Origin of the sequence: Rhizobium sp. Leaf311 (assembly GCF_001423445.1) — a bacterium.
Lineage (GTDB): Bacteria > Pseudomonadota > Alphaproteobacteria > Rhizobiales > Rhizobiaceae > Agrobacterium.
The window spans coordinates 59,397-72,298 of sequence record NZ_LMNZ01000002.1 but is presented as its reverse complement, the minus strand read 5'-3'; the positions used below and the strand labels follow the sequence as shown (position 1 = coordinate 72,298).

The 12,902-nt window shown below is 57.0% G+C and carries 15 protein-coding genes; 13 read left to right on the top strand and 2 right to left on the bottom strand.

The genetic code is table 11. The annotated features are described in order from the left end of the window. Positions 1–74 precede the first annotated feature (74 nt). The 3 genes from ASF69_RS04500 (at position 75) to ASF69_RS04490 (ending at position 2,469) form a co-directional block, all read left to right on the top strand. Positions 75–650 carry a sigma-70 family RNA polymerase sigma factor gene (locus ASF69_RS04500; RefSeq protein WP_062585781.1) on the top strand — a complete coding sequence of 192 codons (576 nt, stop codon included), beginning with the start codon at positions 75–77 and terminating at the stop codon, positions 648–650. After that, the gene (locus tag ASF69_RS04495; protein ID WP_022557124.1) at positions 643–1,290 is read left to right on the top strand and encodes a DUF1109 domain-containing protein; all 648 of its coding nucleotides are present in this window, start codon (positions 643–645) and stop codon (positions 1,288–1,290) included. Before ASF69_RS04500 ends, ASF69_RS04495 begins: the two co-directional genes overlap by 8 nt. 192 nt (positions 1,291–1,482) lie before the next feature. Continuing rightward, a complete protein-coding gene (locus tag ASF69_RS04490; RefSeq protein ID WP_034499610.1) occupies positions 1,483–2,469 on the top strand; it encodes an alpha/beta hydrolase in 987 nt (328 codons plus the stop codon). 45 nt (positions 2,470–2,514) lie between these two features. Here the strand turns inward: ASF69_RS04490 and ASF69_RS04485 are convergent, their stop codons facing one another. Continuing rightward, positions 2,515–3,324, bottom strand: coding sequence for an SDR family NAD(P)-dependent oxidoreductase (locus tag ASF69_RS04485; RefSeq protein ID WP_062585779.1), 810 nt, complete (start codon positions 3,322–3,324; stop codon positions 2,515–2,517). 46 nt (positions 3,325–3,370) lie between these two features. Here ASF69_RS04485 and ASF69_RS04480 point away from each other — a divergent pair, with 46 nt between their 5' ends. The 5 genes from ASF69_RS04480 to ASF69_RS04460 all read left to right on the top strand — a co-directional run bounded on the left by ASF69_RS04480 (position 3,371) and on the right by ASF69_RS04460 (position 7,740). Next, positions 3,371–3,751 (top strand): helix-turn-helix domain-containing protein, encoded by a 381-nt coding sequence (locus ASF69_RS04480; protein WP_034499614.1) that lies wholly within the window; start codon positions 3,371–3,373, stop codon positions 3,749–3,751. A gap of 156 nt (positions 3,752–3,907) precedes the next feature. Continuing rightward, a complete protein-coding gene (locus ASF69_RS04475) occupies positions 3,908–4,441 on the top strand; it encodes a TetR/AcrR family transcriptional regulator (protein ID WP_034499616.1) in 534 nt (177 codons plus the stop codon). Positions 4,442–4,521: 80 nt separating this feature from the next. After that, on the top strand, positions 4,522–5,940 hold the full coding sequence (locus tag ASF69_RS04470) for an MFS transporter (protein ID WP_062585777.1): 1,419 nt from the start codon (positions 4,522–4,524) through the stop codon (positions 5,938–5,940). Between the two features lie 88 nt (positions 5,941–6,028). Continuing rightward, positions 6,029–6,784 carry an SDR family oxidoreductase gene (locus ASF69_RS04465; RefSeq protein WP_062585775.1) on the top strand — a complete coding sequence of 252 codons (756 nt, stop codon included), beginning with the start codon at positions 6,029–6,031 and terminating at the stop codon, positions 6,782–6,784. Between the two features lie 266 nt (positions 6,785–7,050). Beyond that, the gene (locus ASF69_RS04460; protein WP_062586245.1) at positions 7,051–7,740 is read left to right on the top strand and encodes an aspartate/glutamate racemase family protein; all 690 of its coding nucleotides are present in this window, start codon (positions 7,051–7,053) and stop codon (positions 7,738–7,740) included. 51 nt (positions 7,741–7,791) lie between these two features. On the opposite strand, the gene ASF69_RS04455 is transcribed toward ASF69_RS04460, so the two are convergent. Then, positions 7,792–8,703 carry an AraC family transcriptional regulator gene (locus ASF69_RS04455; RefSeq protein WP_062585773.1) on the bottom strand — a complete coding sequence of 304 codons (912 nt, stop codon included), beginning with the start codon at positions 8,701–8,703 and terminating at the stop codon, positions 7,792–7,794. A 93-nt stretch (positions 8,704–8,796) separates the two neighbouring features. Here ASF69_RS04455 and ASF69_RS04450 point away from each other — a divergent pair, with 93 nt between their 5' ends. The 5 genes from ASF69_RS04450 to ASF69_RS04430 all read left to right on the top strand — a co-directional run bounded on the left by ASF69_RS04450 (position 8,797) and on the right by ASF69_RS04430 (position 12,701). Further along, the gene (locus tag ASF69_RS04450; protein ID WP_020808319.1) at positions 8,797–9,624 is read left to right on the top strand and encodes an oxidoreductase; all 828 of its coding nucleotides are present in this window, start codon (positions 8,797–8,799) and stop codon (positions 9,622–9,624) included. A gap of 55 nt (positions 9,625–9,679) precedes the next feature. Next, on the top strand, positions 9,680–10,270 hold the full coding sequence (locus tag ASF69_RS04445; protein ID WP_020808320.1) for a TetR/AcrR family transcriptional regulator: 591 nt from the start codon (positions 9,680–9,682) through the stop codon (positions 10,268–10,270). A gap of 66 nt (positions 10,271–10,336) precedes the next feature. Next, positions 10,337–10,963, top strand: coding sequence for a hypothetical protein (locus tag ASF69_RS04440; protein WP_020808321.1), 627 nt, complete (start codon positions 10,337–10,339; stop codon positions 10,961–10,963). A 110-nt stretch (positions 10,964–11,073) separates the two neighbouring features. Further along, positions 11,074–11,928, top strand: a complete 855-nt coding sequence (locus ASF69_RS04435; protein WP_031233276.1) for a cytochrome b/b6 domain-containing protein — start codon at positions 11,074–11,076, stop codon at positions 11,926–11,928. Next, entirely contained in the window at positions 11,925–12,701 is a 777-nt protein-coding gene (locus tag ASF69_RS04430; RefSeq protein WP_020808323.1) for a molybdopterin-binding protein, read from the top strand. The genes ASF69_RS04435 and ASF69_RS04430 overlap by 4 nt, the downstream gene beginning before the upstream one ends. Positions 12,702–12,902: the final 201 nt, after the last annotated feature.

The window sequence follows — 12,902 nt, the reverse complement described above, 5'->3', positions numbered from 1 at the left end:
GATCGGCGCGTAAATTCGAATAAATTCGCGATACGACGTAACAACGGGTCTCGTCCAACCGAAAGCATGGGTGCATGGACACACGGGAAGACAGATGGGCGAAAGCGATGCGCGCAGAACGCACTGGAGATAGCGCTGCCTACGAGGCGTTTCTCAGGGCTTTCGCCGCTTCGGTGCGGCGGATCGCCGAGGCGCATTTGCGATATATGGGCTTCAGTCTCTACGAGGCAGAGGATGTCGTACAGGAAGTGCTCATAGCAGTACATACCCGTCGCCACCAATGGGATACGAAGCGGTCTCTGCTTCCCTGGTTGAACGCAATCACGCGCTACAAGATCATTGACGCCAGCCGGCGCTTGGGCCGAGACGCACGCATGCGCGTCGATTTGACCGAAGAGCAGTGGGCCGGATTGTTCTCATCTGAGGGGGTCGTCGATCCTGAACGCAATCCGGCAGATGTCGAAAAACTAATCTCCGCCTTGCCCCCTGGCGAACAGGCTGCTGTCCGAGCCATCGGGCTTGAGGGTGCCTCTACCAAAGAGGCCGCGGCGCGCATCGGTTCCACCGAGGGAGCGGTGCGCGTCGCCTTCCATCGCTTGTTGAAGAAACTAATGGCGGCAACACAGAGAAGGGGCCCCGGGCATGAATGACAATCGACAGCCAACGGACGATCTTATTCGAGGGCTTGCAGCGCAAGCTGGTAAAGGTTCGTCACTTTTGCTCCGTCTCTCGATCGTCCTTCCTGTCGCGCTGGTCTTTTCGATCCTGGCAGCGACTGGCGTCGTGGTGATGATCGCCGGACCTCGCTCCGACCTCATGCAGATACTCCCGACATGGACGTTCCTGTTCAAAGTCATCGGCATGGTTCTTGTAGCTGCCGGCGGGTTTCAGCTTGTTTTGACAGTGGTCCAGCCGGGCCAGGCGCCTCGCACGGTTCTTTTTCTTGCTCCAGCACTGATGTTCCTGCTTACCGGAGCTCTGTTTGATCGGAGCGGCTTTCCCCTGCTTGGGGTTCACACCTACTCCGTGCCAAAATGTGCGGGTACTATCATCATGGCTTCCACCCCGGCGCTCGCCGCTATTTTTTCTGCGATGCGAGCCGGAACGCCCACGCGCCTCAGCCAGGCTGGCGCTTTTGCCGGTTTCCTTGCAGGTTCCGTGGGTGGTCTCGCCTATACCATCGCCTGCCTCAACGATGGCGCTGCCTTTGTGGCGGTATGGTATTCGATCGCCATTGCATGTGTAACGGCACTGGGAGCGTTAATCGGGCCCAAACTGTTGAGGTGGTAACAAGGTCAGTTTGGTAATAGATGCTATTCTCCCTTCAACGCAATGGGATACAGTCAGTCATCTGGCTGCGGACCCAAGCGCCAATCTGAAGCGATCTCATGTCTCGGGCCGATCAGCTAAAGTCGACAGGCCAGACCGGCGCCCGGATTCGAGAAAAAATCGTCATCGCTTCGTTTCATTACAGAGCAAGAAATGAGCAATTCCTTACGCAGTGCAGCCGTCCCTTCACGGATAATTCAGGTCCCACAGTCCATCAGCGTCGAAGCACAAGCGGCACTGTCGCGCCTGGTCGACAAGGACGGCAGCCCTATCAATGCGCGGTTCGAAATGCCGTCCCCAGAGGATTTTTCAGGCTGGATGATGATGAAAGCCGCAGTAGATGCGCATTACGCCGCCGCGGCCAAAGATCTTGCCGGGAGTCTGCAGTCTACCGTCACCACAATCGTAGTCGAGCAAGCAACGATCCATGTCGCGACGCCGTACGGAGCATTTCATGAGCGTGGCGCACTCATCGACCTGCATGGCGGCGCATTGGTGTTCGGAGGCGGTGAGGCCTGTCTTGTCAGTGCGCGACGTCAAGCTCACCAGCATGCCGTGCGATGCTACGGCGTCGATTACCGGATGCCGCCTGAGCATCCCTATCCGGCCGCTCTTGATGACTGCTTAGCCACGTACCGTCATGTCTTGGCAGGTCACTCCCCCGACAAGATAATCATCCTGGGGAGATCGGCGGGTGGCAATCTCGCGACCGCCATGCTGCTGCGGGCGAGAGATGAAGGTATGCCAATGCCTGGCAGATTAGTCTTGCTCTCGCCACAGGTTGACCTCACCGAATCCGGTGACAGCTTCCAGACCAACCAGATGATCGATCTCGTTCTGCCCCGCCCGCTAAGACCAAACAACCTGCTCTACGCCGGTGGTGCCGATCTTTCCAATCCCTATCTATCGCCGCTCTTCGGCGATTTGGCGGGCTTTCCGCCGACATTCCTGCAGACCGGCACGCGTGACCTGTTCCTATCGAACACGGTGAGGATGCATCGAGCCTTGCGAAAAGCTGGCGTGGAAACCGAATTGCACGTCTTTGAAGCCATGCCCCATGGTGGCTTCATGGGTGGGACACCGGAAGAGCAGGAACTCGAAGCGGAGATCCACCGGTTCGTCATGGCAAACTGGAACTGAGGCCGGAAACCCACAAAGTTTTGGCGCTGCCCCTCTGTTGTCCTGCTACATCCCTGGCCACATTCCGCCATCAAGTCGGAGGTTTGCTCCTGTGATATAGCCAGCACGGGGGCTCGAGAGAAATGTAATCGCATCCGCAATCTCCTCGAGGGTTCCTACCCGTCCAAGGGGCACCTGAGCAAACAACGGCAGGATTTCTCTCTCTACGTCATTCCAAGGGGCGTCGATGGCCATGCCCCTCTCAATGGCTTTCTTACGGAACGCGGTATCCAAACTGATGCTATGCACTGTTCCAGGCGAAACGGTGTTTGCGGTAATGCCTTGTGCAGCAACGTCTTTTGCGAGCGACGCCGTCATCGCGATCATGGCTGCTTTGGCGGCAGAGTAGTCCGGTCGACTTGCAGGCGGCATCAGGGTCGCCAGGCTTGAGATGTTTATGATCCGACCCCACCGCGACGCTTTCATTGCGGGCAGAACGAGCGAGACGATCCTCACAGATGCGAGCACGTTTCTGTCATAGACAGCGGCCCACGTTTCAGAGTTTGTCGAGGTCCAATCCTCCGCCGGGGCAGATCCGCCAGCATTGTTGACCAGGATGTCGATCGACCCTGCTGCGGCCTTGGAATCCCTAACAAGACGATCGACCTGATCCGACACTGTCAGGTCACCGACTACCGCGAATGCCCGACCTCCAGAGGATATGATGTCATGCGCGACTTCCTCCGTTTTCATTCTGTCGCGACCGTGGACAAGAACGGTTGCCCCTTCCTTTGCGAGGCCTCTGGCCACACCCTCGCCAATTCCCTTGCTGCTTCCCGTGACCAGCGCAACCTTGTTCTGGAGTTGTAAGTCCATGATATTTGGTCCGTGTTATCGTCTCCGGCAGATATGAGGTTCGTCGATGAAACAGGCAATTACGCACTTTAAAGTGCCTGTCGAGGACAGGGCGACATGCCTCGGAGCCGACGGTTCTGTCTCTCATGTCAGCAGGGTGCTTCGGATGATCACAGGACGTTGGAAACTGCCGATCCTTTTCCGATTGTTCGCCGAACCATCATTGCGGGCATCGCAGTTCATGAGAGACATACCTGGCATATCCCAGAAGATGCTAACGCAACATCTCAGGGAACTGGAAAATGACGGCCTCATAAGCCGACACGACTTTCAAGAGCAGCCTCCTCGAGTCGAATACTCGCTGAGTTCAGCAGGCCACGGGCTTATGCCGATTTTGATGGCGGTCAGGGAATTCTCTCGGGATTATCCTGTTGATCGGCGTCGATAACTAACTTGGGTGCCGACGCTTGGCGCGATCCCGAAAATATCGCTTGCATTATGGACCAAATGGTTCCATATAGAACTTATGGTCAAGCGCACTCAAATATCCGCGTCCGTTGGTCGCCCTAGAGAATTTGAACTCGATGAAGCAGTTCGAAAAGCAATGCACGTATTTTGGGATCGTGGATATCACGAAGCATCCCTTCCCGACTTGCTTGAGGGTATGAAACTTTCCAGAGGCAGCTTTTATAAGGCTTTCGTCGATAAGAGAGGCGTCTATCTGCGCGCCCTCGACGCTTACATTGAGGACGCGGTTCGCTCGGTCGGTGAAGCGCTTCATTCCAATCCGTCGCCCAAAGCCGCGATTTTAGAAGCTTTTTCTCAACAGGTGGATCAAGCATCGGGACAGGACGGTTTGCGTGGATGCTTTGTCGTCTTTGCAGCTGTCGAGATGCTCCCAAAGGATAAAGAGGTCGCACCACGTATTTCCCGGCTGTTCAGGCGGCTGCAAGATCTTTATGCGGCGGCGATAATAAGAGCGCAGGCCTTGGGCGAAATCGATCCCGAGCTGGATGAACGAACGCTTGCGAGGTTCCTCGTGTGTCAGATTCAGGGCATGCGGGTCCTTGCCAAAGCAGGAGCGGATCGCGCTGAGACGAGGGCCATGGTCGAACTGGCGCTGAAGGCGCTTGGCTAACTTCAATTTGGAACCAATAGGTTCCCAATTTTTATCATTTCAAACCGTCGATCGATTTTTTGGTCGATGTGGAGACACTTATGAGAGACGCGAGCAATCCCGATGACAAACTCGATCCACGTCGTTGGATTGCACTGATCATCCTTTTGACCGGCGCCTTTTTGCCACCGCTTGACTTCTTCATCGTCAATGTGGCGCTGCCCTCGATCCGGGCAGATTTCAGGGCTTCTGCGTCAACGATGCAGCTGATTATCTCCGGTTACGCCACCACCTATGCTGTGATGCTTATCACTGGCGGCAGGCTTGGAGATCTCTATGGTCGACGAAATGTCTTTCTGGCTGGAATGGTCGGGTTTGCAGCCGCATCTGCCTTATGCGGGTTTGCCTGGTCTCCAGCCGCGTTGGTCGCCGGCCGTATCCTTCAGGGGTTTGCAGCGGCAATTATGGCACCGCAGGCCTTGGCTTCGATCAATGCCATTTTCCCAGACCAAGAAAAATCAAGAGCCCTCAGCTTTTATGCCCTGACATTCGGGATGGCATCGATGGTTGGTCTGTTTCTTGGTGGTGCGTTGATTGCGCTTGATGTTCTTGGTCTTGGATGGAGAGCCATCTTCCTCATCAACCTGCCGGTTATTGCAGTCGCTGCGCCGTCGGCCTTCATCATGTTGCGAGAAACCCGATCTGCGCACCCAAGCAAACTGGATCTTGGCGGAGCACTGTTGATCGCGATTGCGCTATTTGCACTGATTGCGCCGCTGATCGAGGGCCGGGAGCACGGGTGGCCGATCTGGCTTATCGTGATGCTTGCCACATGTCTTCCGTTTTTCGTCTTGTTTTGGCGGCATGAGAAACATCTGGAATCGACGGGGAAAGATCCGATTCTTGCACCGAGCCTGCTGCAAAACCGTGGGCTACTGCGCGGGCTCCTGGCTGCCTTGTTCTTCTACGCCGTTGCGGCCTTCTGGCTGATATTCTCGGTCTATGAGCAGGGTGGCCTTGGTCGGACGCCTTTCGAGGCCGGGCTGGCGATCCTTCCTGCGGCTGTCGGCTTCGTCCTTGGTCCTTTTGCAAGCGAGCGCATCCTCAGCGTCTTCGGGAGATTTTCCGCTGGCGCCGGCATGGTGCTGCAGGCTGCAGGATTGTTTGGAACGGCGGCCTTGATTTCTACTGGCCTTCCGCAATTCCTTTTTGCTGCGCTCTTTCTTATCGGTGCGGGGCAGGGGATCGCCCTTCCAAACCTGGTGAAGAGCATCGTGCAAAGGGTAGACCGGACGCAGTCAGGATTGGCTTCTGGTCTGGTCAATTCGATGTTTCAGATTGGCGGTGCGTTGGCAGCCGCAATCGTTGGCGGCTTGTTCTTCTCGATCTTGGGGCCGGCCACAGACGTTCAATCCATTGGCCAAGCATACAGCGTTGCAGCGGTTGCAATTGCCATTTGTCTTCTCATCGCGGGATGGCTTTCCGTCAGCCTGACATCGACCCAACCGTTGCGTCGATAAGCGGCGCCATCGCAGCGCATCATCAGCCGATCGCGCGGAAACGGGGTAAAACTCCCCAGCAAAACAGAAACATTCAGAGGTAATCTCCATGAACAACATCTCCACACTACCTCTTGCCGGCAAGTGCGCGCTGGTCACCGGTGCGGCACGCGGTATCGGTGCGGCAATTGCGCTGAAACTGGCCGAGGACGGTGCCGACCTTGCGATCACCTATGAGAAGTCGGTCGAGAAAGCGGAAGCCCTCGTTGCTGAGATCCGCGCCATGGGTCGCAAAGCGATCGCCATCCATGCCGATGCCGCGCGTACAGAAGCGGCAAGGTCCACTGTCGAGCAGACCGTCGCCCGCCTCGGCAGCCTTGATATTCTGGTCAATAATGCCGGCGTCCTTTTCGCAAGTGATTTTTCCACGCAGCCACTTGAGGAGATTGATCTGCAGCTGAACGTCAATGTTCGCGGTGTCTTTCTGATCACCCAGGCAGCGCTGAAATATATTCCCAACGGAGGTCGCATCATCAGTACCGGCAGCAACGCGGGTCTGGCTGTGCCGTTCGCGGGGATCGCGGTCTATGCCGCGACCAAGTCTGCGCTGGAAAGCTTCACGCGCGGTCTCGCACGTGAGCTGGGCTCTCGGGAAATTACTGTCAATCTGGTTCGACCAGGTCCGATTGATACTGACATGAACCCTGCCGATGGCGCGCTCGCAGCCGCTATCCTGCCAAACCTCTCGATTGCTCGATACGGTAAAGCCAGTGAAGTCGCAGAGGCCGTCGCCTTTCTCGCAGGTCCCGGTGCAGCCTACATCACCGGCTCAGGCATTCTCGTCGATGGCGGCATCAGTGCCTGAGCATTGATACGAGGCGGTGCCTCGCCGCTCTGTCCTGTAGGTGATAATGCGGAATTTAAGCGCGAATGGGCTGCGGAGTTCCCTCCGCTGCACTGTGCGCGTAAATTTGGCGAAGCGGGCGGTGGCCATCATCCAGGAATTTCTCCACTCCGTTGGTGGTTTTCCTGCGTTGCGATCGTAGCAAAATAGCAAATATGGGTAGCCTGGTTTCTGCTCAAGCGCCCGTTGAGCGGTAGCAGACCTAACGTATGAACATGGAGAAGAATTTGAAGACCATCGGCATACTTGGCGGAATGTCCGCGACGTCAACCCAGATTTATTACCGAGAACTCTGCAGGCTTACCCGCGAGAGCCTGGGAGGACTCCATTCTCCCGAGCTTCTCATACGGTCTGTCGACTTCGACGAAATCGAAAAGTTGCAGGCATCCTCCGATTGGGACGCGGCGGGCCGAATCCTCAATGAACATGCTATCGCGCTGCAGCGCGGAGGTGCCGACCTCCTCATTCTGGCGACGAATACCATGCACAAGGTGGCGGACAAGATCGTGGGCAGGGTGTCGATCCCGTTCGTGCACATCGCGGACGCGACTGCAACCGCTATCCTCGACCGCGGTTTCCGGAGACCGGGTTTGATGGCAACGGCTTTCACCATGGAGCAGACCTTCTACACCGACCGCCTCATCGCTCAGGGGCTGTCGCCAACGATCCCTGAAGCTGATGATCGAACAGAAACCCATCGTATTATCTATGAAGAGCTGTGCCGCGACATCGTTCGCGAGGAGAGCCGCTTGACCTATGAACGGATTGCGCAGCGTCTGGTCGAAAAAGGCTGCGACTGTCTTATCCTCGGCTGTACCGAGGTGGGTATGCTGTTAAACCAGGATAACGTAGGCGTTCCCGTCTTCGACACGACCCTCATTCATTGCAAAGCCGCCCTTCAAACCGCTTTACAATGACATGTTGTGTTCTGACGGTCGATCGATCGTCATAACGGTGAGGGGCAATGGTCAAACCTGTTCGCCCAGGTGATGCCTGACCCACTTCGCTTCTTCCGATGCGGTACGCCCGAAATGCCGTCTGAAGTCGCGGCTGAATTGCGCCGGGCTGACATAGCCCACTGACGCCGTCACCTCTGCAATTGTCGCCGTCTGGCGGGCGATCATCAGTCTCGCTTCATGGAGCCGCATCGCCTTCACGTATTGCATCGGACTTGAGCCTGTCAGCTCCTTGAAATGGACATGGTATGAAGGAATGCTCATGCCCACCGCTCTGGCAAGGTCCGCGACGGTGATTTCAGAGCCGTAGTTTTTGCGCAGCCATGCCAGGCTCTCGATCAGTTTTCCCGACGTCCCTTTCCGCTGCAGGGCGGCGATCACTGCGCCGCCTTGCGGCCCTGACATGACCCGGTAATGCAACTCACGCAGGATGGAGCCGCCGAGGACGGCGACCTCAACCGGACTGCCGAGCACCGTCAGCAAGCGCAGCAGGACGTCTTCGATAGTGCTGTCCATCCTACTCGAGAAGAGCCCTTTTGGCCTGACGCTTGCAGGACCCGCGAGCTTTTCAAGCTGCGTGGCGATCTCGGCCGCCATCTGCATGTCGAACTCTAAATAGACCGCGAGCAGTGGCCGCCGTGGACTGGCTGTAGATGTCATCCTAAAGGGAACGGGCACCGAAACGGCAAGATAGTGGTGCTCGTCATAGAGGTAGATTTCCCCGTCCAGAATTCCGTGTTTGCTCCCCTGCAATACGAACACGGCGCCCGGCTTATAAAGAACCGGAATGTCGTACAGCACTGCTTCCGTGCGTAGGATACGGACACAACTGAGCCCGGTCTGGTTGTAGCCAAGACGAGGAGCGAGTTGTCCGGCCAAGGCGGCAGACTGGTCATGTGTAGAGGGCGGCATTTTATAGTTCATAGGAATTGGCAAAAATTTAAGAGGATTCGCAATCGAACCCGCGTTGTCTCCAGATTATCTGTCACATCAACGGGTAATCAAGGAGTTTCAGAAATGTCGAGCAAAACGTTTTTCATAACAGGGGCGAACTCGGGTTTTGGGCTGGCGATCGCCACTGCTGCAATCGAAGCCGGTCATACCGTCATCGGGACCATCCGCTCCGAAGCCTCGCGCGAAGCGCTGGCAAAGACCCTCCCGGAACTGCGCCCGGTCCTCTGCGACGTCACCGATTTTGATCGTATTCCGGTCGCGGTGCAGCGAGCGGAGGAAGAGCACGGCCCAGTCGATGTGCTGATCAACAATGCCGGATATGGGCACGAGGGTGTGCTTGAGGAATCGCCGATCGAGGAGATGCGCCGCCAGTTCGACGTGAATGTGTTTGGCGCCGTTGCAGTCGCCAAGGCGTTCCTCCCGAGGTTCCGTGAGCGCCGAAGCGGCTTTATCGTCAACGTCACGTCGATGGGAGGCATGATCACCATGCCCGGCATCGCCTATTACTGCGGCAGCAAGTTCGCGTTGCAGGGTATTTCAGAGGTCATGCGGTCGGAAATGGCGCCGTTTGGTGTGCACGTAACAACCCTTTGCCCCGGCTCGTTCCGGACGGACTGGGCAGGCCGTTCTATGGTCCGCACAGAGCGTTCCATTGCTGACTATGATACCCTGTTCGATCCGATCCGAGAGGCGCGTCAGGCAGTGAGCGGCAAGCAGCTCGGAAATCCGAAAAAGCTCGCCGACGCGGTGCTGACCCTCATCGAATCTGAAAATCCCCCGCCGCAACTTCTCCTTGGCAGCGATGCGCTTAGACATGTAACGGCGCGGATCGAACGCCTGACCCAGGAAATCGAAGCTTGGAAGAGCGTGACTGTTTCCACAGACGGCTAGCGCAAACCCAAAATTTGCTATTGACGATCTGCCTACTAGAAGGTAGACAAGCTGCATGAGCAATCTTTCGACCACCTCGGACGACATTCTGGCGTCCACCCGACACCTTCTGATAAGCGGCGGCTACAATGGCTTCAGCTACGCCGATATCTCGGAGATTGTCGGTATCCGCAAGGCCAGCATCCATCATCATTTTCCCAGCAAGGTCGATCTGGTGCGTGAGCTGGTCAAGCGTTATCGAGAGGATGGCCAGGCAAGCGTGGCAATCCTTGAGCAGAAGGTTCCGAATGCTCTGGACATCCTCAAGGCTTATGCTAACCACTGGGCTGCGTGCATTGAGGATGCCAGCAGACCCTACTGTGTCTGTGCTATGCTTGCCAGTGAACTGCCATCCCTCCCCACGGAGGTCGCAACCGAGGTAACGAACTTTTTTCGCTTCATCTCCTCGTGGCTGGCTTCGGTCATGGAGCGAGGTTCCAAGCAGGGCGAGCTGAGTCTTACCAGTGCGCCGCATGTCGAAGCCGAAACATTTCTGGCAACCGTCTACGGGGCAATGCTTTCGGCGAGAGCCAATGGGAAGCCGGAAGTGTTCTCAATGATACTCGAACCTGCCCTCAATCGTCTCACGCCGACGGTTTCTCACTAATCCTGCGTGGCAAGGCTACTCGGGTGAATCGCGTCCATCGAAACTACCAACTAGTAGGAAGATAAAATGAGAAATACTTTCCCAGCCTTAGCCCTCGGGCTGACAAGCATCCTTTCTGTGACTGTCCTTTCGGCACCCGCATCTGCCGAGGATAAGAAAGCCGCGCCGATCCATGTCCGCGGGAGCATCGTCGACTACCAGGGGTCAACGCTCAAAGTGAAGACCCGCGAAGGGGAGACAATGGACGTCGCGCTTGCAGACGACTGGAAGCTGGCAGGCGTCGCGAATGCCAAGGTCACCGACATCAAGCCGGGCGATTTTGTCGGCATTGCATCCCTACCAAAGGCCGATGGTGGCGATGGCGCACTTGAGGTCCTGATTTTCCCTCCGGCAATGAAAGGCACAGGCGAGGGGAGCTACGGTTGGGATCTGAAGCCGGACAGCAGCATGACCAATGCGACGGTCGCGGATGCCGTTAAAGGCGTCGATGGCCGGACTGTCACCGTGACCTATCATGGCAAGGAAAAGAAGATCGCTATTCCGGATGGGACACCGGTCGTGACCATCGCCGCGGCCACCAAGGATGATCTCGTTCCTGGTGCCGTGGTCTTCATCACAGCTGAAAAAGCTGCAACAGGCCCGATCGCCCACCAGGTGGTCGTCGGCAGGAATGGCGTGGTTCCCCCTATGTGAAGAGCACGCCGCCATTGGCCGGAGCAGCCGCCTTACTGCTTCGGCCAGTGACTAGAAATCGGCGACGCCTGATCTGCAGCCGTAAAATGTCAACGATGAAAGACGCTGAGATGAGCGCAAACGCTTCCAACGACAATGTTGAATATCCACGGACGATCTTTATCCGCCGGCACTCGGTTGTGACCCGTGTCACGCACTGGCTGAACGTGCTTTGCCTGAGTTTCCTTCTTTTGAGCGGGCTGCAGATCTTCAATGCCCACCCAGAGCTTTATTGGGGTCATTATGGCGCGAACGGCGATCCCGCCGTTCTGACAATAGGCTCCGATGACGGCGGCCGTCAGCCGCGCGGTTTCGTACGTGTTGCCGGGTTGAAGATCCCCACGACGGGCGTGCTTGGCGTTTCTCAGGCTGATGGCGAACAGGTCTCACGCGCTTTTCCCTCCTGGGCAACCATCCCTTCATTCCAGGATCTTGCCGCCGGACGTCGCTGGCATTTCTTCTTCGCCTGGCTGCTTGTGATCAACGGCATTGTCTATCTCGGCTTCAGCGTGCTCAGCGGACATTTCCGCAAAGACCTGGCGCCAAAGCCCCATGAGATCTCGCCGCGCCACCTCGGCCGCGAAATCCTCGACCACGCTCGGCTCCGCTTTCCAGAAGGGGAGGAGGCCAGGCACTACAACGCGCTTCAAAAGCTCACCTATCTCACCGTTATTGTCGTCCTCCTGCCTCTGATGGTTTTGACAGGCCTGACCATGTCACCGGGCGTCGATGCCGCTCTGCCCGCCTTGATCGAGATTTTTGGCGGACGTCAGTCCGCGCGCACCATCCACTTCATCACAGCGTCGGCGCTTGTCATCTTCGTTGTCGTGCATGTGGCAATGGTGGTCCTGTCCGGGACCTGGAACAACATCCGCTCGATGATCACCGGACGCTATGCGATCCAGGAGAAAGGCCCGAAATCATGAGCAAGCTTTTCACCCGACGCCGCTTTCTCATCGGCGGCACGCTCGGGGCCAGCGCCCTTACTCTCTCGGGTTGCGACCTCTTGGACCAGAACGCAGACGTCGCAAAAGTCCTTCGCTCAGCTGAGCATCTGACCATAAAAGCCCAAAGACTGCTTCAGGGGCGCGATTCACTGGCGCGCGAGTTTGACGAAAAGGACATTTCCCCCTCCTTCCGTGTCAATGGAACGAGTGCTCCCGACAGCGATGAATATGCGGAGCTGCTGGAAGGCAAGTTCGCAAACTGGCGACTGAAGATCGACGGTCTTGTTGATCGACCTCAGACGTTTTCACTCGCTGATCTGAAGGCGCTTCCTTCCCGCACCCAGATTACCCGCCATGACTGCGTCGAAGGCTGGAGTGCGATCGGTAAATGGAAAGGCGTCCCGCTCTCCCACTTGTTGCGCCTCACCGGGGTCAAGCCAACGGCGCGCTACGTCGTATTGCATTGTGCCGACGAACTCGAAAAGACGCTCGACGGAAGCGGTCGTTACTATGAGAGCATTGATCTCATCGATGCGGCCCATCCTCAAACCATCCTCGCCTACCAGATGAACGGCCAGGATCTCAGCGTCGGCCACGGCGCGCCCTTGCGCCTCAGGGTCGAGCGACAGCTTGGCTACAAACAGGCAAAATACATCATGCGTATCGAACTGGTCGACAGCTTCGCCGGGCTGTGGGGTGGGAACGGCGGCTATTGGGAAGACCGTGGCTACGAGTGGTACGCCGGCATCTGAGGTAATCGAAATGGTGAACCACAGGAAAACAATCCATGAGCCTTCGGAAAGGCATGGGCATCAAGGGTTGCCCACGGCGGCGGGACGACGGTTTCTTCTCGCGACGGCCAGGACCTCGATAGTCCCGAAATGTCAGCCGGGAAACTCTCCGGCAAAGCGATCGGATCCGCCGTACTGAATGGGAGGAGAACACCCTCTTGG